Genomic DNA, 23,412 nt, shown 5'->3' on the forward strand with positions numbered 1-23,412 from the left:
CAATTCCATTTCCGTACGCTTCAGCTTCGCAAACCAGTGACGGAGCGCCTGTTATCTTTTGCCGGGCGGGCGGCTACGCCCAGGTCTGCTGGGTTTTCATCACGGCCTCGATCAACTCGCGCACCGCGCCGTGGCCCCCGGGCCGGGCGGCCACATAGTTGCTGATCTGGTGCACGTCGGCGGCGGCATCGGCGGGGCAGGCGGCCACGGCGCAGCGGCGCATCACCTCGATGTCGGGCATGTCGTCGCCCATGTAGGCAATGTGGGCGGGGTCGAGGCGGTAGGTGTTGATGTAGGTGTTGAAGATCTTCATCTTATCATCTACCCCCAGGAAAATATCGTGTACGTCCAGCGACTCCAGGCGCTTGCGCACGCCTTCTTCGTTGCGCCCCGAAATTACCACGATGCGGTAGCCGCGGCGTAGCGCGTGCCGAATGGCGTAACCGTCGCGGATGTGGAAAGCGCGGGCCTGCTCGCCGGAGTTCAGCGCCAGCAGCGTGCCGTCGGTCAGCACGCCGTCAACGTCCAGAATAAAGGCTTTAATAGCGGACAGATCAGGCATGGATTTTTTAATGTGCTGATTTTTTGATGTGCTGATGTGCTGATTCTTTGATGTACTGATGGGTTGATGTGCTGATGCTTCAATTAGGCCCCAATACATCAGCATATCAGCGCATTAGCACATTAAGCCTTTTGATTGTCGCGCCACTCGTACACCCACTTGGCTTGGATTTGTTCCAGATGGCCCTCGTTGGACTGCTCGCGTGTGCCGGCAAAGTTGGGCAGGCTCATAATCCAGTCGAGCAGCTCGGTGAAGCGGATGCGGTAGATTTTGGCTTCGCCGAATTCGTCGCCGAACTTCTCGTACAGCGCCATGGCAATGTCCTCGTGGTCATTCCACTGGATAGGGGGCTCGAAATGGGCCATGTTTCTGATGGGTTAATTTGGTTGATGTGCTCATGTGCTAATGGAAGGATGCACTGCCAGCCTACCGGAACAACATCCTTGGCTTATACAATCAGCACATTACCGGATCAGCACATTAAATCAATGGCCCAGGAATTCCTGCGTGGGTATCAGAATCACCAGATCCTGGCTGCCGCCCTGCACCACGCACTGGCAGCCCAGGCGCGAGTTGATGCGCGGATTCACGGCGCGGTCAATGAAATCTTCCTCCTTGTCGCTGATTTCGGGCAGGTCGTTTTCACCCTGCAGCACATACACGTGGCAGGTGCTGCACCCGCACACGCCGCCGCAGTTGTGCTGCAGCTGAATGTCGTTGTTCAGCGCTACGTCCAGCACCGACTCGCCCTGCGCCGCTACGTGCGTCTGTTCGGGCTGGCCGTCCTGAAATTTAAAGGTGATGTTAACGACTTTCACAATGGAGGAGCTTGGGAAGGCAAAATGCGGGCACGAAGGTACGCACCCCAGTTCCGGAATCAAAGCTGCGGGAGGTCCCCGTTGTTTGCCGTCAGCGCCCGGTTTTGTGCCTGAATACTGGCCGTCAGCTCATTATACACCGCCTGCCAGGCCGGATGAGCGGCCAGCGCGGCGCGGTGCAGCGCGAGCGTGCCGGCATCGTGGCGCACGGCGGGGCCGGTTTGCACGGTGAAGGGCGGGTGCAGCAGGGCTTTTTCCACCGTTTCGCGCACCAGCGGCAGCAGCAGGTCGAAGGGCAGGCGCGCCTCCCGAGTCAGGGCATGGCTGATGCCCAGCAGGTGGTTGGTGAAGTTGCTGGCAAACACGGCTGCCACGTGCAGCGCCTGCCGCTGGGGCGTGGCCACCACGTACACCATTTTGCTCAGGCTGTGCGCCAGTGCCAGCAGCGTGGTTTCATCGGTCGGGTGGGCCGCTTCCACGCACAGCGGCACGGTGGCCCAGTCGATGGCACGGCCGGGGCTGAACGTCTGGAGTGGGTAGAACACGCCGCCGCGCAGCGCGGGCTGGCCCTCGAACACTGCCAGCGGCAGCGCGCCGGCCGTATGCACCACCAGCGCCCCGGCCGGCAGCCCGGCAATGGCCAGCACCGCCGCTACCGCCGCATCGGGCACGGCCACAATGTAAACATCGGCCAGCGGCAGCGTGTGCAGCGGCTGGCCGCTGACGGGCGCGGCGCCCGGAATCTGGGCGGCCAGGGCCGCGGCGCTGGCGGCGGTGCGGCTCCACACGTGCGCTACGTGGTGGCCAGCCCGCCAGAGCGCCGGCCCCAGGTGGGCCGCCACTCGGCCCGCGCCCAGCAATACGATTCGGAGCAGTGGATAGTCTTCGTGCATAAGAACTGGGATAAAAGCTACCGGGAAGGTACGCGAGCCAAGCATTGCGGCCCGTTTCCGGTGGACTTTTTTTCAAAAGAAAATCCAGACTTCCGACAAGCGCAGTCACTCGGCACAGCCGAGCGACTGCGCCGGCCAAAATCGCAGAAAGCAGAAAGCCCGAATCAACCGATCCGGGCTTTCTGCTTTCTGCAAAAACCAGCCTACGCTATGGGCTGTGGCTGGCGCGCCTGCCGGCTTTTGGCGGGCGTGGGTGCGGGAGCCTGCGGGCTGCGGCGTCCTTCGCGCCGGTGCTTCACGATGGCCATGCCGAAGCCCAGGGCCATGAGCAGCGTGCCGCTCCAGAGCAGGTTGATAAAGGGCTTTTCGGTGGCTTTCAGAATGATGTAGTCCTTCTGAGTGGTGCTCACGCCGAAGGTAAACTTCTTGCTGGTGGGGTCCACGTTGAGGAAGCTCAGGCGCAGGCCCAGGTCCTCCACCTCATCGGGCACGCGGCCAATGAGACGGTTGCGCACCACGAACACGGGGTGCACGTGGTATTGCTTCTTCTCGCCCGATACCACAAAGTCGGCCTGAATGGCCAGATCGTCCTTGCTCAGGCCCAGGCCAGCAGTCTGGTGGGCGGGCTCCACGGCGCGGAACACGGCGAAATAGTCGTTGAGATAAATCGTGTCGCCCACGCTCAATACGTGCTCCTTCACCTCGCTCCAGTCCTTTTCCTTGCTCGGGTCGGGCACGGAACTGATGTGGGAGTAAATGTCGTGGTTGAGGAATTTCTTGATGTCGGGCGAAGCCAGCAGGCCGCCCATTTCCTCATTGGCCTGCGCCCTGGGGAAGAGTGTGAATTTGTCGCCCGACTTGCGGTCTTTATACTCGACGCGGTAGTAGGTGTTTTCGGGCAGGATTTCAACCGTGTCGCCGGCCTTATAGTATACTTTGTCGCCGAACTTGATGTCAGAGCGGGCCAGGGCCTTGTACTCGTCGTCGGTGCGGAACAGCACTTCCTTGTTCACGTATTCGGGCAGGCCGGGCACGTCGAAATACTGGCCGGTGTAGCTCACGTCGTAGCCATCCATGGGGGCCATTTCGTTGCGCCACAGCAGCACGTTGTCGCGGTTCAATTCTTCATCGAACTCCTTGGAATACACCATGCCCGACACGTTCTTGGAAATGATGTTGGAGTAGCCGGCTGAGGCCAGAATGCCCAGCAGCATCAGGGCAATACCGATGTGCGCCACCGCTCCGCCCGACAGGGCCACGCGCCGCTTGAGCAACGTGAAAATCATGCTCAGATTGGCCAATACGCCAAACAACGCCGTGGTGAGCAAAGCAATGTAGGCCGGGCTCATCGTAAGCTTATTATAGCGCACCAGCAGAATAACCAAGGCCGCGCCGAGCAGCGTGAGCACGCCCGGCACCGTCAGCGAGTTCGATAGAGTTTCCTTGTCGTTGCGCTGCCACCACATGATCTGGGCCAAGCCGGCCAGAAACGCTACCAACACACCCATCCAAAGCTGAATGCGGGTGTAGTGGGCAATCTGGTCGGCGGGCAGCGCCAGGTTCGACTTGATGCCCACGAAGCCCAGCAAGGCATTATACACCGGAATGCTGGTCGTCACGAATACCTGAAACGCGCCCAGGCACAGCACCGTGGCCCCGATGAATACCCACAGCTCGGGGCTGTAGGTGGTCAGCTCTTTGTCGGAAACCGGAATATCTTTCCAGCGCCGCGCCAGCAAGCCGATGGCCAGCACTACGAAGGCGCTCAGGTAAATCAGCAATTGGCCCGACAGGCCCAAGTCGGTGAAGGAGTGCACGGAGGCATTGCCCAGCACGCCCGAGCGGGTGAGGAAGGTGGCGTAGAGAATGAGCAGGAACGTGGCAATGACTAACACGAAAGCCGTGCGCAGGCCCGTGCGGCGCTTCTGCCACAGCACCAAGCCGTGCAGGGCAGCCACCAGCACCAGCCACGGAATGTACACCGCGTTTTCCACCGGGTCCCAGTTCCAGTAGCCGCCGAAGTTCAGCGTCTCGTAGGCCCAATAAGCGCCCATCACGATGCCCACGCCCAGCACCAGCCCGCCCAGCAACGACCAGGAAATGGCCGGCTTCACCCAGGCCGTCAACTCGCGCTTCCAGAGGCCGGCAATGGCGAAGGCAAACGGCACTAGCGTGAGGGCAAAGCCCAGAAACAGCGTGGGCGGATGAATTACCATCCAGTAGTTCTGCAGCAGCGCATTCAGGCCGGTGCCGTCTTTGGGAACGAAGTTGGGGTTAAGCTTGAAAACGGGCAGATCGGTCAGGAAGTCGCGCAGCAGAATGAAGGGCGAGGAGCCGATCTTCACGTTGAAAATGACCACGCCCAGAATCATGGACGTGAGGAACAGCTGCACGAAGGCAAACACGGCCATCACGGGGGCTTCCCACTTGCGGTTGAAGCGAATCAGGACCAGGCCGATGACGACGTGCCAGAAAATCCAGAGCAGAAACGAGCCCTCCTGCCCTTCCCAGAAGCAGGAAATCATGTAGTGCACCGGCAGATGGTTGCTGGAGTGGCTCCAGGCGTAGTAGTACTCGTAGCGGTGGGCGTAGATGATGTTGAACAGGCACAGAATGACGGCCACTACCGCCGCGCTGTGCAGGAAAAACGCCCCGCGGGCCAGCCGCAGCCACCCGGCGTCGGTGTCGCCCAGCGCCCGGCCCTTGCTGGCCATAAAGTAGGAGTACGCCGCCACCGTCGCCGCCACGAAGGCGACAATGACACTCAGGTGCCCCAGGTTGCCGATGAAAGTATTGAGCATTTTTTAGCCTCTGAATGTCATGCTGAGCTTGCCGAAGCATCTCGCCCGCAATGGTAATTAGTTACTCTAGCAACGTCAGCGGGCGAGATGCTTCGGCAAGCTCAGCATGACGTTCTTGTTGTGTCACAACCCTTACCGCGAAGCGGTTGCGCCTTTGATGTCCTTCTCCACGTACTTGGAAGGGCATTTGAGCAGGATTTTGTCGGCCACGAACACGTCGTTGCGCATGGCGCCGGTGATGACCACCTGCTCCGACTTGTCGAAATCCTGGGGCTTGGGGTTGAAGTAGATGACGCGCTGGGCAATGCGGTTGGTATCGACCAGCGTGAAGGCGAAGTAGTTGGGGTCGAGCGTGGGGTTGTACTCCAGACCCATGATGTTCTTTTGCCCGTCGCGCGGCAGGCGGCCCACTACGTGTACTTTGGTCAGGTTGCCGTCGGCGGCCCGCTCCCGGGCTTCCCGAAACGAGACGTACACGCTGGCGTCGCCCACGGTACTCATGATGAGGCCGATGGCAACGGCGATGACGGCAATGGCAAGGATGTGTGATTTTTTCATGATGCTTCCACGGCACCGCTCCCAGATGGGGCGGCAATGTTGAACAACCAGAGTGCCCCGAAAAATCCGTCGGGCCGGAATCTATTCGCAAAAAGCAAGTAGCAACGAACTGACAACAGCCGACCATGCACAATGTCACGCCGCCGCCTGGCAGATAGCAGCTACTCGTTGTTTATTGACTTTTCCAGGCGGGTCACTTTGCGGTCGAGGGCGATAAGCAGGGCCAGAAGCCCGGCCAGCAATACCGTGATAACGGCCACCACCACGTAGATTTTGCCGTCCTGGCGCAGCGCATCAGCCATTTCGGGCGTATCGGCCGCGGCCGACTGAGCCGCGGCGTTCAGCACCGGCAACACCGAAGCCAGCAGCAGCAAAAACGCCGAACGAAGCACCGCAGCCCCGCTTTTTAAACCAAGCTCCCAAGACCCGAAGACCCCAAGACCCCGGTTAAGCAATCTGTTTGTCATATACTTTGTGTTTGAGCAAGGAAATGCGGCTGGCCACCTGCGCCAGCCAGAAGGCCAGCAGCGTCCAGCCGATAACGGCGGGATAGAACACCAGCCGCATGTCGTTGTCGAGGTCGTAGCGGGCGAAGGCCGGGTTGCCGCCCGCGCCGGGGTGCAAGGAGTCGGTGAGGCGCGGCAGGATGTAGAACAGCGGCATGGCCGTGGCAAAGGCGAAAATGTTGTAGATGGCCGAAATGCGGGCCCGCTGCTGCTCATCGGTGAAGGACGAGCGCAGCACCAGATAGGCCCCGTAAATCAGCATAGCAATGGCCGCGCCGTTGAGTTTGGGGTCGTTGGTCCACCAGGTGCCCCAGGTGTAGCGGGCCCAGATGCTGCCCGTGGCCAGCCCCACGCAGCCCATCAGAATACCGATGCGGGCTGCCTCGTGCGAGCGAATATCCAGCGCCACCGACGGCGCGCGCAGGTAGCGAATAGAATACACCACCGACGCCACCAGAATGGCCGTCATGCCGAACCACATGGGCACGTGGAAATACAGGTTGCGGATGGTTTCATTCAGAATGGCCAGCCGCGGCACGGGCACCAGCAGGCCCGCCACCGCCACGTAGAGCAGCAGCACAACGGTCAGGCCTTTCCACCAGTTATTTTTCATGAGCGCCACAAAAAAGGAAACAACAGATACGACACGGCCACCACAATCATGTTCAGGGCCACCAGCGTGAGCAGGGCGCTGCGGCTGGATTCCAGCTCTAAACCATCCAAAGCGTTTTTAGATACTTTAATCAGCAGCAAAAGCATTGGAATCATCAGCGGGAAGCCCAGCACGGCCATCAGGGTGCTGCTATTGGTGGCTTTGGCCGCTATGCCCGACACCAGCGTGAGCGTGGTAGCGAAGCCCAGGGCGCCCAGCGCCACGTTGGCCACGAACAGCGGGCCGTCCTGCACGGGGTTGCCGAGCACCAGGGCATACATGCCAAAGCCCACCAGTCCCAGCCCCAGCAGCAGCAGTGCGTTGTAGGCAATCTTGGCCAGAATCACCGCCTGCGGGCGCACCAGCGTGTAGTAGTAGAGCAGCCGGCCCCTACTTTCCTGCAAAAAACCCTTCGCCACGGCATTCACGGCCGTGAAGAGCAGAATAATCCAGAACAATGCATTCCAGGCCGGCACCGGCAATTCGCCGCCGCGCAGCGCGAAGCTTAGGTAGCAGACGAACACCGTGCTGCCCACATACAGCAGCATTCCGTTGAGGGCCGCCCGCTGCCGCCACTCCAGGCGGAAGTCCTTCTGAATCAAATACCAAACCTCACGGAGGAGCAGCACGGCAGGGCAATTGGTGAACAAGGCCGCAAAGATACAACCCAACGCCCGGATAGGATACACCCCCGGCCATTATTCCGGCAGCGGCCGGTTTGCGCCGCGCCGCGCCCACTCATAAATAGGTGGTCAGGTATACAAGTCTCGAAATATGGATGGCCTGTATATCAACCTCACAGCAGCACAGCCGCAGCGCGGCGACAGGTTTGTAGCAATTCAGAGCAGGAAAAAACAAAAGCCGCGTGGCGGTGACAGAAACGTCCGAACGGCTCTGTCACCGCTACGCGGCTTGTTCTTTCTACCTCAATTGATCTACAAACCTGTCGCCGCTACGCGGCTGTTCTGTAGCGCGGCGGCTCTGCGAATAGCTACCGGGCTACGGCAAACTTCCCGGTGGCCACCGTTGCGCCCTGGGTGAGGCGGTAGGTGTACAGGCCGGCGGCCAGCTGGCCAACGGACCACGCGAAGCGGCCATTTACTGGTTTCACGGCAACTGTGGCCCGCACGCGGCCGGCCACATCATACACGCGCAGCTCTGCCGGGGCCGGGCTGGCGGGCAGCGCAAACGTGAGCTGCTCGGTAGCGGGGTTAGGGAAAACGGCGGCGGCCAGCGTGGCCGGCGCGGCGGCGCGGGTGGTAACCGGAGTCAGGAAGGGCTGAAAATCGACCAGGCCTAGCGCGGCGTTGTCGGGCTGGTGGAAAATGTGGGTTTCGATGACGGCGGCCGAGGCCGAGCCCCAGTCGTTGTTTTCGGCCGTGAATGCGTCGGCGGTGTTGTTGTAGAAATCGTAAATCTGGCCGCCGTTGCCGTTGCCGGTCAGGCGGTTGCGGCCCACGTCGGTGGTGTCGGGGCTGGCCAGGTTGCCGAAGCTCACGCGTGGGCCGGGCGCGGTGGCCGTGGAGCGCAGCATCGTCACGCCGTAGAGGTTGCCGCGGATGATGTTGCGCGATACCACGCCGGTCTGGGTTTGACCGCCCTGAAAGTTCAGGCCGCTGCCGCCGGTCTGGGCATTGGGGTTGATGTTGTTGTTTTCCACCATGTTCTGCGTGATGAAGCTATTGATGTTGCTCCCGACGATGGCCACTCCGTAGCGGTTATTGCGGATGACGTTGCGCCGAATACGCACCTGCGTGACGGCCGAGCTGCCCAGCAGGTTCGACACGCTCACGCCCCCGGCCATATCAAAGCGCCCCACCACCAAGTTATTCTCGATAATAGTAGGCGTGGCACCGCCCACCCCCAGATTAATCTGCGGCCAGTTGCCGTTTTCGGTGCTGTTGGCCACCAGCACGTTGTTGCGAATGATAGCCGACGTAGGCCGGTTGGAAGGACTCAGAATACCCGAGCGGGCGTTGCCATAAATCCGGCAGTTGGTGATGCTGGGCGCGCCGCCCGACAAGCTGATAGCTCCGCTGTTGGTGGCTTTGGAGCCAATGCGCGACACCTGGTAGCGCACCACGCAGCTGTCCAGCACCAGGCTGGCATCCACGGCCTTGAGGCCACCGCCGTACTCGACGATGGTTTTGCGCAGCCGCGAGCCATTGCTGGTGCCCGAAAACCAGAAGCTATGAAACGGCGCGGCCGGGTTGATAGCCGTTATTTTCACCGAGTCACGCGGGTTCACGAGCAGCACGCCATCCACGTAAAACAGCGCCAGCGAGGCCATGCGCACCGTGGCGTTGCTCATAATCACGAGCGTATCGGTGGGAGCCAGCCGGATGGTGTCGTTGATCTGGAACGTGGTGCCCGCGCCGGTTACGTAGCCGCCCGAGGCGGCGGCCAGCTGGGCCAGGTTCCAGCGCCGGCCGGTGCCGGGGGTCTGGTACTGGGCGTGGCCGGCGTGCAGCAAGGTGGTGAGCAGGGCAAAAAGGAGGAGAAGTCGTTTCATAGCAGTGTGAGAAGAGCGAGGAGTAAAAGGACAGGAAAGGTATCGTTAAAAATGCAAAAAAGCCGCTCGTACTGTCACGAGCGGCTTTTTTTCAATGGCTGGCTTTGTGGGCCGCCTGTCATCCTGAGCTTGCTCAGGATGACAGGCTTTTGTCCCTAAAAATCATACCCCAGCGTGAAGTAGAATTTGGGCCCTTTTTCCACGTAGTCTTCCTGGCCCCAGGCCACGTCAGCCTTACCATAGAAGCCCAGCAGCGTGGTGCGCATACCGAAGCCGTAACCAATCAGCAGCGGATTGCGGAAGTTGATAACCGTAGCCGAGAAGGCATTGCCGGGCGGAAACACGGGCTGGGTATTAAAAGAGTTGTTTTCGTTGAAGGGGTTGGACCCGGAATAGGCCGAGCCGGCATCGCCGAAGGCCGTGAGCTGCAGATTGCGGAAGAAGCCCGAGTAAATAGGCTTGCGCGAGAGGTACTGAATGATGGGCACGCGCAGCTCCGAGTTGAACAGCACATATTTCGGGCCGGTGCGCTTGCTGTAGTTGAAGCCGCGCAGGTTGGTTACGAACTGCTGATAGAACAGCCGGGTGGGGTCGGAGTCTCGGGTGATCAAAAAATCATCTTCGTCGTTCATATTGAGCCAGTTGTCCATGCCGCCGAGGCGGAAGGTTTGCTTGGCCTCGCCGAAAAAATGCCCGTAGCTGGCGCGGTTGGCCCAAATGATCTGGCGGTGCAGCTTCTGGTAGTGGCGAATATCCACGTAGAGCTTGCCGAAATTCTGGTTGCTTTCGTCCAGGTTGTTGAGCTTCAGCAGGCCCACTTTCATGCGGGTGCCCTCCATCATATTCACGCCCGTCGAAATGGAGTTATCGAAGACCAGCTCGCCACTGCCGCCCAGATAGCTGCGGCTGATGTCCTGATTGGTCACAAACTCATCCAGCGCCGTACGGGAGGTATGCACGAAACGCGGACCGCCCCGCACGCTCAGGTTGTGCGTCAGGGGGTAGGCAATGGTGGGCGATATTTCGTGCCGGCCAAACCGCACGCGCTTGCCTCCCTCTACATTGAAAAAATATGCCTGCTTCTGGTAGCCGATGCTCCAGTCGTAGCGTTTCGTCAGGTTGGTGTACTGCGCATACATATTACTGGTGCGCAAATCGGTGAGGGCGAAAATACCGGCCTGAATGCGGTGGTTTTCAAACAAATCCGACATGTTGGCCTGCGCCACCAGCCCAATGCCCAGCAGCGGGTCGGCCGCCAACGATGACACCACGTTGTCGATGCTGAAGCGGTTGTCGTACTTATACGGGCCAGCCACGGCCGCCGCGTCGGCGGGCGGCGCGGTGGGCAGGGCTACCACCGTGGCGGCCCGCCGTCGCTTGGGCTCGGGCCGGGTGGGCGTGTCCTGCTCAAATTGGTAGTCGTTGGTGTCGATGGTGCTGTCGCGCCGGGTGGGCGGGTTGGTCGGGAAGCTGGGCGCGGGCTCGCTGGCTACGGGCGGAGCCGGGGCCGGCACAGCGGCCGTAGCCTTCGAGCGGTCTTCCAGGGTTTCCTGGCGGGCGGTTTTATACAGCTTCACGTTCTCGGGCAGCGGGTAGCTGGGGTACAGATACACGATGTCGCGGGCGCGGTCGGTGGCCACGAAGCCCAGCGTGCCGGTGGCGGCGTTGTAGTCGTAGTCGTCGATGTTCTGCAGAAACGTGCTGACCGGATAAGCCTTACGAGCCCGGAACGAGTAGCGAAACAGGCTGCGCACGCCGCTTTCCTCCCCCAGATACAGCAGCTCGTCATCAGAAAGCACCCGCGGGCGGCCCTCGTTGGAAATGGTGCTCACCAGGGTTTCCACCGGCTGGGTGCGGCCATCGAGATGATACAGAAACAGGTCGTAGTTGTTTACCACGCTGCCGAAGGTGCCCTTGGCCGTGCCGGCCGAATCGAGCCAGCGGTTGGAGCTGAACACGATGCCGCTGCCATTGGGCAAAAACACGGGCTGGATGTCGTCGAACACGTCGGTGGTGAGTCGGCGCGGGGTGCGGCTGCCGGCCTGCAGCAGATACAGGTCGTTTTGCCCGTCGCGCACGCCACTAAATACCAACGACTTGCCATCGGGCGAGTAGCTCAGATCGAGCACCTGCGAGAAAGACCGGAAGATGGTGGAGCCGCCCTTGTTGAAGGGCAGCGCCTCTTTCAGCTGCTCCAGCAGCCCGCCTACGCCGCCATCGGCCGCGCGCAGGTGCAGGTTCATGAAGCCCTTGTAGTTCTCGGCCACGGCCACCTGCCCGTTGCCGCGCCAGGCCAGCACCGGCAGGCGCGTTTCTACCTGCTGATCGGGGGTTTTGTAGCCGCTGCGATGAATGCTGTGCTGCTTCGAGCCGTCGCGGTTCACCACCATCACGCGGTAGCGGCCCCGCTCGTTGCGCACGTAGGCCAGCCGCTGCCCGTTGGGGCTCAGCACCGGCTGCGAATACAGAATGTCCTTGCGGTTGTGCCGGGCCAGCGCGTGGTTTTCGTCGGGCAGTATATAAGGAGTCAGCGGCTGGGCGTTCTGCTGGCGGTAGTAGGCCAGCCAATCCTTCAGAAACACCTTATAAGGTACATTCAGCGAACTGCTGATGCCCACTTCCACGTCGCGGGTGATGCGCGTGAGGTTGAGAATGTTCTGGATGGTAGTGTAGCCGTAGCGCTCGGCAATGTAGTTCCACACGCTCTGACCAGCCAGCTGCGGATTGCGTAGAAAGAACGGCGCGGCGCGGTTGCTTTCCTCCTTCTGCGTCATGTCGCGCATGTAGTTGTCCATCTCCACGCTCCAGCCTTCGGCCGTGTAGGCCGAGGCCCCGCTGATAAACCACTCGGGCAGCTGCAGCAGGTAGCTGCTCTGAATCACTTCCTTCAAGGAGCCGCCATACATCATGTCGTTCAGCAGCACGCGGGTAATCTGGAAGCTCAGGTCGCGCTTAAACACGGTTTGCTGACCCTGAAAGGCAATCTGCACCTTGCTCATGCGCAGCAGCGAGGTTTCGCCGCCGGTCTGGTACTTATCTACATCGAGGCCGATGTTGCTCTGCCGCTGGTCGCCCACCGAGTTGTAGAGCATGATGGTGGTTTTAGAATACGGGTAGTAGCCGATCAGCGACGTGACGCGCTGCAGCTCCTTTTCCGCGTACTCGGCCGCCCGCCGGGCCGTCACTTCGCCGCCGGCGTAAAAGTAAAAGTTGAAGTTCTGGGTGCTCAGCAGCTGCCAGTCGAAATCCTTGTACTGAATCCGAACCCGGCCAAACGGCTCCTGCGCCGTTTGGGCCCGCGCGGCGCGGCCGGGCAGCAGCCCCGCCAGCAGCACCAGCGGCAGCACCAGCCGCCGCAGACGCGGCATCGGCAGAGAGTAGGATAAGTGCTTCATAGAGAGAGCTGAAAGCAGGTAAAATCAGAAAGAGCGACCAGCCAGCGCGAGGCTAGCTTCATACAACGCATGATAGCGCAGAATATTGACTTCGGGCCACAGTTCCGCCGTGCCCTCCAGCGCGTCGGCCAGGTGGGCGGCCAGCCGCGGGGCCAGCATCACCCCCTTCGACCCAAAGCCATTGCATATACTCACAACGGGCAGCGCCGGATGCGTGCCGAGCAGGGGTTTCCGGTCGCGCACGGCGGGCCGCACACCGGCCCACTGCCCGCTCACCCGGAAAGGCAGCTCGGTGATGGCCGCCAGGCGCTGACTCAGTTCTAGCCGGGCCTCGTTGGTGATGCCCGCCGCAAACGGCGGCCAGCGGTAGGTGGCCCCCACCCGAAACCGGCCCGCGCCCACGGGCACCACGTAGGCGCCCCGATTGAGCACCTGCGCCTCCGACAGCCCCTCGCACTGCACCTCCAGCACCTCGCCCTGGTTGGGCGTGATGGGCAGCCAGCTAAAGTACGGATTGTGGATGGCGGCGCTGCCTTCGCAGAATACGACGCGGCTCGCGCGCACGTCGCCCGCGTACGTGACGCCAGCCGGGCTGACAACAAGGTGCCGCGCCTCAAAAGTTTCGTGTCGCAGCCAGCCGTTTTGCCGGCCCTCGGCAGCCAGCGCGGCCAGCACTTCCTTCACCGCTACGTGCCCGCCGCCCCGCACCCAGACGCCGCCAAATTCCTGCCGTACGCCGGGTGGCGGGGCGGCGGCGGGCGCTATTTCTTCCACAAAATTCTGCCACGGATGGTCTGCGCTGCGGGCCAGCATGGTGTTCTGCTCCGCTACCGACGAGAAGAGCTTGAGAATGGGCGTTTCGAACAAAAACCGCTGCCCGAAATGCGCCTCCAGCTCGCGATAGAAGGCCAGGGCCGCGGGCAGCAGCTCGGCGGCCCGCCAGGCCAGGGCGAAGCGCTTGCCGGCCACCGGGTTCATCAGGCCCGCCGCCACGTTGGAGGCCGAGTGCGGATTGGGCGTATCCAGCACCAACACGCGCCGGCCACGCCGCCGCAGCTCGTAGGCCAGCGTGGCCCCGGCAATGCCGTGCCCGACAATCAGATAATCGTAGGTAATCATGCTGGGCAAGGTAAGACGAAAAGCCGCGCAGCGCCGTACATTTCCGGGCCGAGGCCGGCAAAACAGGCCCCGACGGCCCACCGGGCCACCAAACCGGCCGGCTACCAGGTAAGCCAACCGGCGCGGGGTCACGTATGTTCGCGCCAAGTCTCGTACCTTACCACCTCATTCTGGCCGGCTTCCGCCGGCATCATTTCCGCCGCCGCATGACCGTTTCCGGGTTTACTTTCAACGCTTTTTCCGAAAATACTTACCTGCTCCACGATGCCACCGGCCAGTGCGCCATCGTGGACCCCGGCTGCTACGACCGCGCCGAGCAGCAGGCGCTGCGCGAGTTCATTGCGGCTCAGGGCCTGCGGGTGGTGCTGCTGCTGAACACGCACTGCCACATCGACCACGTATTCGGCAATCAGTTTGTGCTCGACACCTATAAAGTGCCGTTTCTGATTCATGAGGCCGACCTGGGCACGCTGCGGGCGGTGCCGGCCTACGCGCCCAGCTACGGCTTCCCGCACTACGTGCCGGCCGAGCCCACGGGATTTCTGACGCCCGGCGAGCCGCTGACCTTCGGCGAAACGACGCTGGAGGTGCGCTTTGCACCGGGCCACGCGCCGGGCCACGTCGTGTTCTACCACGCTCCTACCCAAACCGTCATCGGCGGCGACGTGCTGTTTCAGGGCAGCATTGGCCGCACCGACCTGCCCGGCGGCGACCATGCCACGCTGCTAAGCAGCATCCGCACCCAGCTTTTCACGCTGCCCGATGCTGTAACCGTTTATCCCGGCCACGGCCCCGCTACTACCATCGGCGCTGAGCGCCGCTCTAACCCGTTTCTGCAATAGGGTTTCGGGGGCTTGGGGGCTTGGTTGATGTTTTATTAAGTGCCATCAGGCCGAATGAACGTCAACCAAGTCCCCAAGCCCCCAAGACCCTAAGTCCCCAACCAAGCCCCCAACCAACTTGAAGAATCATATTCCGAACGCCGTTACGTGTCTGAACCTGTTTGCGGGCTGCCTGGCGCTGTGCAACGTGTTTGCTGGCCACCTCGAAACGGCGGCTTACTTAGTAGGCTTGGCCGCCGCCTTCGACTTTGCCGATGGCCTGCTGGCCAGGGCGCTGCACGCTTCTTCGCCCATCGGCAAAGACCTTGATTCTTTGGCCGATATGGTATCGTTCGGGGTGGTGCCGGGGGCTATGCTTTTCCATCTGCTGGGCCAGTCGGGGGCCGGGCTGCCGGCGTGGCTGCCGTATGCGGGGTTCATCGTCACCATCTTCTCGGCGCTGCGCCTGGCCAAGTTCAACAACGACACGCGCCAGACTGACTCGTTTATTGGCCTGCCCACGCCGGCCTGCACGCTGGTGGTGGCCTCGCTGCCGCTCATCCTGGTCCACGACACGCTCAGCCTGACCTCCCTCATCCTGAATCCGTGGGTACTGCTGGGCCTCACCGTTTTGCTTTCGGGGCTGCTGGTGGCCGAAATACCGCTGTTTGCCCTCAAGTTCAAAAACCTGACCTGGGCCGACAATTCCCTGCGCTTCGTGTTTCTACTGCTGGCCGTAGCGCTGCTGCTGGTGCTCCAGGCGGCCGCCATTCCGCTGGTGGTTTTGCTATATGTGCTGCTTTCGGTGATGCGCCCGGCTTTTGGGTAGTATTTTGAATAGAAAGTCCACAATATTTCCTCGTTTCGGCAGTTAAGTAGCCGCCGCCCCGGTGAACCGCTTCCGGACCCCGCGTGTTGCGAAATCACTGTTACTCTGTTTTTCTCTAACAGCAACGAAACCACCTCTATGCGCTACTTTACTTTCTTCGCTTTCCTCTGCTTTGTGCTTGGTGGCGCGGCCGTTCCGGCCGCGGCGCAGCAGGCCGGGCAGGTGGCTAGTGGGCAACTTGTCTGGAAAGGCTATGCTCAGGCGCTGAAAGCCAATGGTCAGCTGCGGCAGGTGCCTACGTTCTACGGCGGCACAATCCGGCCGGGCGAAGAGGCCGGGCGCTACGTGGTGCGCATTGCCGGCAGCGTAGCCGATGGCCAGCTGCGCAACGCGGTGTACGCCCCATTTTCAGCCGCCGATGCCCGTTTGTTCGATCTGGCTAATCTGGCGGCCGCGCCCTCCGTCATTCTTGCTACCGGCACCGAAAAGCGCCAGCCCATCACGCTGGCCGCTATTCTCAGCGTGCGCCGCAACCCGCAAAGCGGCCAGCCGGAAAAGCTGATTTCCTTTGAATACGCCTATACGCTGGCGGCCAGTGGCACCGCGCAGCGGGGCACACAGAGCCGCAGCCACGCCCCGGCCTCGGTGCTGAAACAGGGCGACTGGTTCAAGATCGGGGTGCCCCAGAGCGGCATGTACAAGCTCGATAAGAATGCCCTGAAAGCTCTGGGCGTTGATGTGCAGGGTCTCGACCCGCGCCGCCTGCGCCTCTACGGCAATGCCATGGGCACGCTCCCGCAGCTCAACAGCACCTACCGCCCCGACGACCTGGTGGAAAACGCCGTGTTCGTGGCCGGCGAAAATGACGGCAGCTTCGACGACAGCGACTATCTGCTCTTTTACGCCCGCGGGCCGCACACCTGGAGCGCCGATGCCAGCCGCCGGCTGTTTCAGCACACGCTCAACGTGTACACCGACACGGCCTACTATTTCGTGACGGTGGGCAGCACGCCTGGCCGCCGCATAGCACCGGCCCCCGCTCCTACTGCTGCCCCCACGGCCGTCATCAGCCAATACACTTACCGTGACTTCTACAACCGGGATCTGATTAACCTGATCAAATCGGGTCGGCAGTGGCTGGGCGAAGGGTTTGGTAGCACTTCCACCGCCCGGGAGTTTGGCTTTGCCATCCCTAATCTGGTGCCGGGCGCGGCGCTGCAGGTCACGTCCTACACGGCGGCCAGCACGGCTCCCAATACCTTCAGCCGGTTCACGGTAGCGGTGAATGGTACGCCCATCGGCACCCAAACCATCAGCGGCCCCGACCCAATCAATAAGTATCCGGAAGCAGCTAACGGCGACTTATCAACCTTCAGCTATACCGTGCCCGCCAATGCGCCCGCCGATATCAAGGTGGGCCTCTCCTTCTCGGGTGGCCCCGATCCGGCCGCGCAGGGCTGGCTCGATTATCTGGAGGTGAATGCCCTGCGGCAGCTCCGCATGATGGGCAATCAGTTCGAGTTTCGCTCGTTCGACAACATCGCGCCGCGCGCCACCAGCCAGTTTGCGCTGGCCGCGCCGGGCACCACAGTGTGGGATGTCACCAATCCGCGCCGCCCCCGCGCTCAGGCCCTGGATGCCGCCGGCAACTTCGCCGCCACCACCGACACGCTGCGCGAGTTCGTGGCCTTCACGGGGAGCAGCTTCGCCACGCCGGTCAATTTTGGCCGCGTGGGCAATCAGAACCTGCATGCCCTGAACCTGGACGGGCGGCTGGATATGATGGTTGTCACGCATCCCATATTCTTCCAGGAGGCCGAACGACTGGCCGCCTACCGCCGCCGCCACGATGGCCTCGACGTGCGCGTGGTGACCACCACGCAGGTGTACAACGAGTTCAGCTCGGGTGGGCAGGACGTGACGGCCATCCGCGACCTGATGAAGTTGGTCTACGACCGGGCTCCGGCCAATAAAACGGTTTTTCTGCTTCTCTTTGGCGATGCTTCCTACGACTTCAAATCGGACCGCACCAACAACGCCGACCAGTTGCCGGCCTGGTGGAAGTCCCGCTCGCCCTTCAACGGCGACAAGATCAACCAGAACTTCGTGCCCACGTACCAGTCGCGCGAATCGTTTGCCCCGGCTTTTGGCCGCAGTAACTCCAACCCTGTAAGTGCCGGCCCGTCTTACAACTCTGACGACTATTTCGCACTGCTTGACGACGACGAGGGTTTCTGGTCGGAAAACGGCGGCGGCCTGACGGAGTTTATCGACATCGGCGTGGGCCGGCTGCCGGTGCGCACACCTCGCGACCAGCCCGGCTCTACCGCCCAGGCTGCGCTGGTTGTCAATAAGCTCATTGCCTACGACCAGCCCGCCGCCTATGGTAAGTGGCGCAACCGCATCACCTTCGTGGCCGATGACGGCGATTATAATTATCACGTCAATACGTCTACCGATCCACCGGCTGATCAGCTCACGCAGCAGCACCCGGAGTTCAATGCCCATAAGGTATACCTGGATCTGTATCCGCAGCTGGTTGCGGCGGGCGGCCAACGCTCGCCGGACTGCAACCGCGCCATTGATGAATCCATTGAGCAGGGCTCTCTTATTGTGCAGTACAGCGGCCACGGCGGCCCCAAAGGCTGGGCTGACGAGCAGATTCTGAACAACAGTTCGGTGCTGAAGCTGACCAACCGCGACCGGCTCACCTTCATGCTCACGGCCACCTGCGACTTTAGCACCTACGACAATCCGGAATTCGACTCGGCCGGTGAGCAGGTGCTTACCGATATTGAGGGTGGGGCTGTGGGCCTGCTCACCACCACGCGCTTGGCTTTCACGGGCGGCAGCTACAATGATGGTATTGTGCGCGCTTTCTATGAGGGCATGTTCACGCCCGTCAACAACAAGGTGCCCCGCATGGGCGACATCATGCTGCACACTAAGAATGACCGCAGTATTACGCCCATCGAAAACCGCAACTTCACCCTGCTCGGCGACCCGTCTATGCGCTTGGCTTACCCCGAGCAGGAAGTAACGCTTGATTCCATCAATGGCAAGCTGATAACGGCTACCCATATCGACACGCTCAAGGCGCTTGCCACGGTGACTATGTCGGGCAAGGTGCGAAGCGGTGGGGTGCTCAATTCGCGCTTCTCGGGCAAAGCCCAGCTCACCATCTACGAGAAGCCTGCCACCGTGATGACCCTCGGCAACGAAGACCCTTCCATCCCGGTTTCGGTGCAGGAAAACGTCATTTATGCGGGCCAGGCTACGGTGCGCAACGGCCAGTACCGGCTGCGCTTCGTGGTGCCCAAAGACATCAACTACAGCCTCGGTCTGGGCAAAGTCAGCCTGTACGCCTCCGATTCGGTTAGTCGCCTCGATGCCCACGGGGCGCGGGCCGTGCCGGTGGGCGGAGCCAACAGTCTGGCCGTACTCGATACCATCGCGCCCAACATCCGGCTGTTCATGGATGATACCACGTTCGTGTTCGGCGGCCTTACCCACACCACCACCACCTTGTTGGCGCGCCTGAAAGACCAGAGCGGCATCAACACGGCCGGCTCCGGCATTGGCCACGAAATCACGGCCACGCTGGACAACGACCCGCGCCAACTGACGGTGCTCAACGATTTCTATACCGCTAACGTGGACAGCTACCAGCAGGGCGAGGTAAAATACAAGTTCAAAGACCTCACCACCGGTCCTCACCTGCTGCGTCTCAAAGCTTGGGACACGTTCAACAACTCCGCCGAAAAGGAAATTGAGTTCATTGCGGCCAAAGATGAAAAGCTGGCCCTGCAACACGTACTCAATTATCCCAACCCGTTTTCGACTACCACCACCTTCCACTTCGACCACAACCGCGCCAATGCCGGCGACGAGCTGGACGTGCAGGTGCAGATCTTCACCATTTCGGGCCGGCTAGTGCGCACCCTGCGCACCAGCGCCACGGCCAGCAATCCGCACTTCAAAGACCTGACCTGGAATGGCCGCGACGAATTCGATGACCAGCTGGCCCGCGGCGTATACGTCTACCGCGTCAGCGTCAAATCGCAGCAGACCGGCACGATGGCCTCCAAGTTTGAAAAGCTCGTCATTCTGAACTAACCTTCTGGCACGCTGTTGCCACTTTCGCTTACTTTCCGCCCCATTTGTTTTCCCCTCCTATGACCTTGTCGAAGTTGCCTTTGCGCTTTGTGCTTCTCCCGGGCCTGCTGGGCCTATCCGTTGCGGCCACCGCCCAGAATAACCCGAACACCATCACCACGGCCGTTCCCATCCTCACGCTCAGCCCCGATGCCCGCTCGGCGGCCCTCGGCGAAGCTGGGGTGGCCATTTCACCCGATGCCAACTCATCCTATTACAATGCGGGTAAGCTGGGCTTCGTAACGCACAAATACAGCGTGTCGCCTTCGTACTCACCGTGGCTGCGCGGTGTCACCGACGATATGGGCTTGGCCTATCTGTCGGGCTTCGCCAAGCTCGGTCAGCGCTCTGCTATTTCCGGCTCGCTCATGTATTTCGATCTGGGCACCATCCAGTACCGCGACGAAAACAACACTGACAAAGGCGACTTCAACCCCAAGGAATACGCCGTCAGCGTAGCCTACGGTCAGAAGCTGAGCGACAACTTCGGCGTGGGCGTGGCCGCCCGCTACATCCGCTCCAACCTCACGGGCAGCTCGCTCGGTAACGACGCGAAACCCGGCAATGCCGCGGCCGTCGATCTGGGCGCGTACTACACCAAAGACCTCACCATCGGCCCTTCCGACTACAACTTGGCTTTTGGGGCCGCCATTGCCAACATCGGCAACAAAATCACCTATACCGACCCCGTTCAGGCAGATTTCCTGCCCACCAATCTCAAAATCGGTACGGCCATCACCCGCGAGCTGGATGCCTACAACAAGATTACGCTGACCGTTGATGCCAACAAGCTGCTGGTGCCTACGCCCTACTATTTCGTGGGCGACTCAGCGGGGCGGGGCAAGGAAGTAACCGCGCTGATTAAGTCAAAAAACGATGAGATACGCGCCAAATCAATCGTAGGCGGCATCTTCGGTTCCTTTAGTGATGCGCCCGGCGGCTTCAGTGAGGAGTTGAAGGAAATCAACCTGTCGGCCGGCATGGAATACTGGTACAATGATTTGTTGGCAGCCCGTGTAGGTTACTTTTACGAGAACAAAGACAAGGGCGACCGGCAGTACCTAAGCTTCGGCCTGGGTGTACGCTATCAGGTCTTCGGAGTCGATGGTACGTATCTGGTTCCCAACTCCCGCGCGAATCCATTGTCGCAAACAATTCGCGTGTCTCTGCACTTCAATTTCAACAAGTTCGAAGAAGCCTTCGGCCCCGGCAACGATACTGCGCCGGTGAATTAACTCGTCCCTATGCTCGACCGTCAAGTCGCTCCTCCCGTTCAGCCGTTGGCCAGCGTTACGCTGCCAGCGGCTGACGTGTTTTCGCTCCCCAATGGGGCGCGTCTGCACGTGCTGCACAACGATGCTCAACCCATCATTCGCCTCGAAATAGCCTTCCGCGCTGGCAAATGGTATGATCCCGCCCCCGGTGTCTCTCTGCTCACGGCCCGCATGCTGCTCGAAGGCACCCGCACCCGCACCGCCCGCCAGATTGCCGATGAAGTAGCCTTCTACGGTGCTTCGCTGGAGTGCGAGCAAGGCTTCGACCGCGCTACCCTCACGCTGTACTGCCTTAGCCGTCACCTGGAGAAGCTTCTGCCGCTCGTCGCCGAAGTTATCATCGCTCCCACCTTTCCGGCCGTGGAGTTGGAATTGCTCAAAACGCGCACCATCCAGAATGTACGGGTAGAACGCCAGAAGACCAGCTACCTGGCCTCAGAGCGTTTTGCCCAGAACCTGTACGGCCCAGAGCATCCCTACGGCATCGCCTTCAACGAATCATCATTCCGTCAGACCACCAGAGAAGCAATAGCTGCCTTTCACGAATCGCACTATCAGTTGGCCACCAGCGAAGTGTTCCTTTGCGGCAATGTAAGCAGCAGCCACCAAAACCTCATCCAGGAAGTGCTGGGCAGCATCAACTCTGAGCCATCAGCCGAAACCACACCCGCTCTTCTCTTCCCGCAAAGCGCACCACCCGCCCACGTCAACGTTCCCGACAGTTCCCAGTCTTCGTTACGCATAGGCCGCGTATGGCCCAGCCTGCACCACCCCGATACGCATCATCTGCAAGTGCTTATAAAAGTACTCGGCGGCTATTTTGGCTCACGTCTGATGAAGAACATTCGCGAAGACAAAGGCTTCACCTATGGCATCTATGCCAGCATTAGCCCCCGCGAAAACGCTAGTCATCTTGTAATTGGTACCGATGTAAATGCCATTAGCACAGAGGCTGCCATCGCCGAGATAAAGCGGGAGCTAGTGCGCCTCCAGGAAGAAATTATTCCAGCGGAGGAATTGCAAACGGTCAAAAACTACATGGCCGGTAAGTTCGCCAATGAGCTTGGCACTGTGTTCGAGCAGTGTGACAAATACAAAAACCTCATCTTCCTGAAGTTACCTCACACCTATTACACAGACTTCCTCGCTCAGATTTCAAAAGTAGATTCCTCCACGCTACTCCACCTAGCACAACAGTACCTCTTACCTGAGAAGATGATCGAAGTAGCAGCAGGCCCCACAGCTATGCTGCAACTCAAATAACGGTAACCCCAAAACACACCGACATAGTATAATTGTCAAAGAAGCCCCTGAAAATGTATCCTACAAAAGGACGGATTCTCAGGGGCTTCTTAATAATTCACCAGCTTCAACCTACAAGTGAATGAGGGAATATTGTGTTTTCCACTCTGTTACTCCATCCTCTTGGTCACTTTATGCTTAGCGCAATTTGCCAAGTGTTGTACAAAAAGCTGGGCAAAAATATCTTCAGCTACGAGCCAAGCGAATTTCCACGCGTTGGAGCTACTATACATCAACCCAACAAATGCTGTACCTCTAAGAGCGTGTTTGGGAATTCAGACACGATTGAGCGCCATGGTGATATTGGCCAGTAATAGCCAGGTGCCGTGGCTGGCGGGGGTGAATTCTTAATTGACCACGACGCGGCGAAAGCAGGCCAGCTAGGCGAAGGTGCGCTCCACGACCCAGCGCCGGGCTAGCGGCACGAAGCCGCGTTGCGTGGGCGGTCGACTACTGATCTGTTGGGTCAGGCCCAAGCGGAGCAGGTGCTGGGCAAAGCGCCCGCGGTAGGCCGCATCCGTGAGCACCAGTTGTAGGCGCCGTGCCCACCAGGGGCGTTGCGGCAGCAGAGCCAGCGCGCCGGTACTGTCATGGCGGTGCGCCGCGTGCACGTGCGCGGCCCAGATTCGTCCACCCGAATCGGTCAGTAGCTGCCGTTTGCGGCCATTGACGCGCTTGTGCGCATCCAGGCCGCGGTGTTCATAAATGCGCGGGGCCAGCTTCACGCTCTGGCTGTCCACGCAGGCCAGCGCCGGGGTCGGCTCGCGGCCGTGCGCAACCCGATCCAGGGCGTTGACCACCGTGTTGAACTGCAGCCACAGGCCCAGCCGCTGCCACCCTGCCGGTACGGCATAGGGCTGGGCTGCGTAGGGTCATTGCGCGGGCGGGCGGCTGGGCTTTGGGGTAGGCTATAAACGCAGCCCGCCCCGGTCTGCAGCGCGAGGCGCGGACCGGGGCGGGCGGGTAGTAAGGTTGGCGGCGACCGACTCTCCCGCCGGTGAAGGCAGTACCATAGGCGCAACGGGGCTTAACTGCTCTGTTCGGAATGGGAAGAGGTGAACACCCGTGCTAAAGCCACCATTACTGGTGCGCAGTATCACATGTTGATTGTGAAAACTGTCAAAATCGTTGACGTAGTAAAAACGGGTAAGAAGAAAGTGCGGTCAAGCACAGTCCTTAGAAGTGTTCGAGTCATTAGTACGGCTCAGCTCGGCC

General features: G+C 60.6%; 18 protein-coding genes and 1 rRNA gene. 5 read left to right on the forward strand and 14 right to left on the reverse strand.

Going from position 1 to position 23,412, the window contains the following annotated elements; translation table 11 throughout:
- Window positions 1-73: 73 nt before the first annotated feature.
- From BUB62_RS18360 to BUB62_RS18415, 12 genes are all read right to left on the reverse strand, one after another.
- Window positions 74-562 carry a KdsC family phosphatase gene (locus BUB62_RS18360; protein ID WP_073112716.1) on the reverse strand — a complete coding sequence of 163 codons (489 nt, stop codon included), beginning with the start codon at window positions 560-562 and terminating at the stop codon, window positions 74-76.
- Between the two features lie 122 nt (window positions 563-684).
- Window positions 685-927 (reverse strand): Fe-S cluster assembly protein IscX, encoded by a 243-nt coding sequence (gene iscX / locus BUB62_RS18365; RefSeq protein WP_073112718.1) that lies wholly within the window; start codon window positions 925-927, stop codon window positions 685-687.
- A gap of 120 nt (window positions 928-1,047) precedes the next feature.
- On the reverse strand, window positions 1,048-1,380 hold the full coding sequence (locus BUB62_RS18370) for a 2Fe-2S iron-sulfur cluster-binding protein (RefSeq protein WP_073112720.1): 333 nt from the start codon (window positions 1,378-1,380) through the stop codon (window positions 1,048-1,050).
- Window positions 1,381-1,439: 59 nt separating this feature from the next.
- On the reverse strand, window positions 1,440-2,273 hold the full coding sequence (locus BUB62_RS18375) for a Rossmann-like and DUF2520 domain-containing protein (protein ID WP_073112721.1): 834 nt from the start codon (window positions 2,271-2,273) through the stop codon (window positions 1,440-1,442).
- Between the two features lie 203 nt (window positions 2,274-2,476).
- The gene (gene ccsA, locus BUB62_RS18380; RefSeq protein ID WP_073112723.1) at window positions 2,477-5,074 is read right to left on the reverse strand and encodes a cytochrome c biogenesis protein CcsA; all 2,598 of its coding nucleotides are present in this window, start codon (window positions 5,072-5,074) and stop codon (window positions 2,477-2,479) included.
- A 132-nt stretch (window positions 5,075-5,206) separates the two neighbouring features.
- On the reverse strand, window positions 5,207-5,632 hold the full coding sequence (locus tag BUB62_RS18385; protein WP_073112725.1) for a cytochrome c maturation protein CcmE domain-containing protein: 426 nt from the start codon (window positions 5,630-5,632) through the stop codon (window positions 5,207-5,209).
- 161 nt (window positions 5,633-5,793) lie between these two features.
- Complete coding sequence (locus tag BUB62_RS18390) at window positions 5,794-6,006, reverse strand: CcmD family protein (RefSeq protein ID WP_200799952.1); 213 nt, start codon at window positions 6,004-6,006, stop codon at window positions 5,794-5,796.
- A gap of 73 nt (window positions 6,007-6,079) precedes the next feature.
- Window positions 6,080-6,751 (reverse strand): cytochrome c biogenesis protein, encoded by a 672-nt coding sequence (locus BUB62_RS18395; RefSeq protein ID WP_073112729.1) that lies wholly within the window; start codon window positions 6,749-6,751, stop codon window positions 6,080-6,082.
- Window positions 6,748-7,416, reverse strand: a complete 669-nt coding sequence (locus BUB62_RS18400; protein WP_262490521.1) for a heme exporter protein CcmB — start codon at window positions 7,414-7,416, stop codon at window positions 6,748-6,750. Before BUB62_RS18400 ends, BUB62_RS18395 begins: the two co-directional genes overlap by 4 nt.
- A 365-nt stretch (window positions 7,417-7,781) precedes the next feature.
- Entirely contained in the window at window positions 7,782-9,302 is a 1,521-nt protein-coding gene (locus BUB62_RS18405; RefSeq protein ID WP_073112731.1) for a T9SS type A sorting domain-containing protein, read from the reverse strand.
- 155 nt (window positions 9,303-9,457) lie between these two features.
- Complete coding sequence (locus BUB62_RS18410) at window positions 9,458-12,697, reverse strand: hypothetical protein (RefSeq protein WP_234988820.1); 3,240 nt, start codon at window positions 12,695-12,697, stop codon at window positions 9,458-9,460.
- A gap of 24 nt (window positions 12,698-12,721) precedes the next feature.
- On the reverse strand, window positions 12,722-13,816 hold the full coding sequence (locus tag BUB62_RS18415) for an NAD(P)/FAD-dependent oxidoreductase (protein WP_084539202.1): 1,095 nt from the start codon (window positions 13,814-13,816) through the stop codon (window positions 12,722-12,724).
- A gap of 134 nt (window positions 13,817-13,950) precedes the next feature.
- Between BUB62_RS18415 and BUB62_RS18420 the strand changes: the two genes are divergently transcribed.
- From BUB62_RS18420 to BUB62_RS18440, 5 genes are all read left to right on the forward strand, one after another.
- The gene (locus BUB62_RS18420) at window positions 13,951-14,658 is read left to right on the forward strand and encodes an MBL fold metallo-hydrolase (protein ID WP_449544975.1); all 708 of its coding nucleotides are present in this window, start codon (window positions 13,951-13,953) and stop codon (window positions 14,656-14,658) included.
- A 118-nt stretch (window positions 14,659-14,776) separates the two neighbouring features.
- Window positions 14,777-15,466: a CDP-alcohol phosphatidyltransferase family protein gene (locus BUB62_RS18425; protein ID WP_073112735.1), complete on the forward strand. Its 690-nt coding sequence runs from the start codon at window positions 14,777-14,779 to the stop codon at window positions 15,464-15,466.
- Window positions 15,467-15,604: 138 nt separating this feature from the next.
- Window positions 15,605-19,582, forward strand: coding sequence for a type IX secretion system sortase PorU (gene porU / locus BUB62_RS18430; protein WP_073112736.1), 3,978 nt, complete (start codon window positions 15,605-15,607; stop codon window positions 19,580-19,582).
- Between the two features lie 89 nt (window positions 19,583-19,671).
- Window positions 19,672-20,856 (forward strand): type IX secretion system outer membrane channel protein PorV, encoded by a 1,185-nt coding sequence (gene porV, locus BUB62_RS18435; protein WP_234988828.1) that lies wholly within the window; start codon window positions 19,672-19,674, stop codon window positions 20,854-20,856.
- Between the two features lie 9 nt (window positions 20,857-20,865).
- The gene (locus BUB62_RS18440; protein ID WP_073112740.1) at window positions 20,866-22,158 is read left to right on the forward strand and encodes a M16 family metallopeptidase; all 1,293 of its coding nucleotides are present in this window, start codon (window positions 20,866-20,868) and stop codon (window positions 22,156-22,158) included.
- A gap of 419 nt (window positions 22,159-22,577) precedes the next feature.
- Here the strand turns inward: BUB62_RS18440 and BUB62_RS18445 are convergent, their stop codons facing one another.
- Both BUB62_RS18445 and rrf read right to left on the reverse strand, forming a co-directional pair.
- Window positions 22,578-22,997, reverse strand: a complete 420-nt coding sequence (locus BUB62_RS18445; protein WP_073112742.1) for a transposase — start codon at window positions 22,995-22,997, stop codon at window positions 22,578-22,580.
- 170 nt (window positions 22,998-23,167) lie between these two features.
- Window positions 23,168-23,279: ribosomal RNA gene (gene rrf / locus BUB62_RS18450) — 5S ribosomal RNA — on the reverse strand.
- Between the last annotated feature and the right edge of the window lie 133 nt (window positions 23,280-23,412).

The sequence above is a fragment of the Hymenobacter daecheongensis DSM 21074 genome, from assembly GCF_900141805.1.
Classification (GTDB): Bacteria; Bacteroidota; Bacteroidia; order Cytophagales; family Hymenobacteraceae; genus Hymenobacter; species Hymenobacter daecheongensis.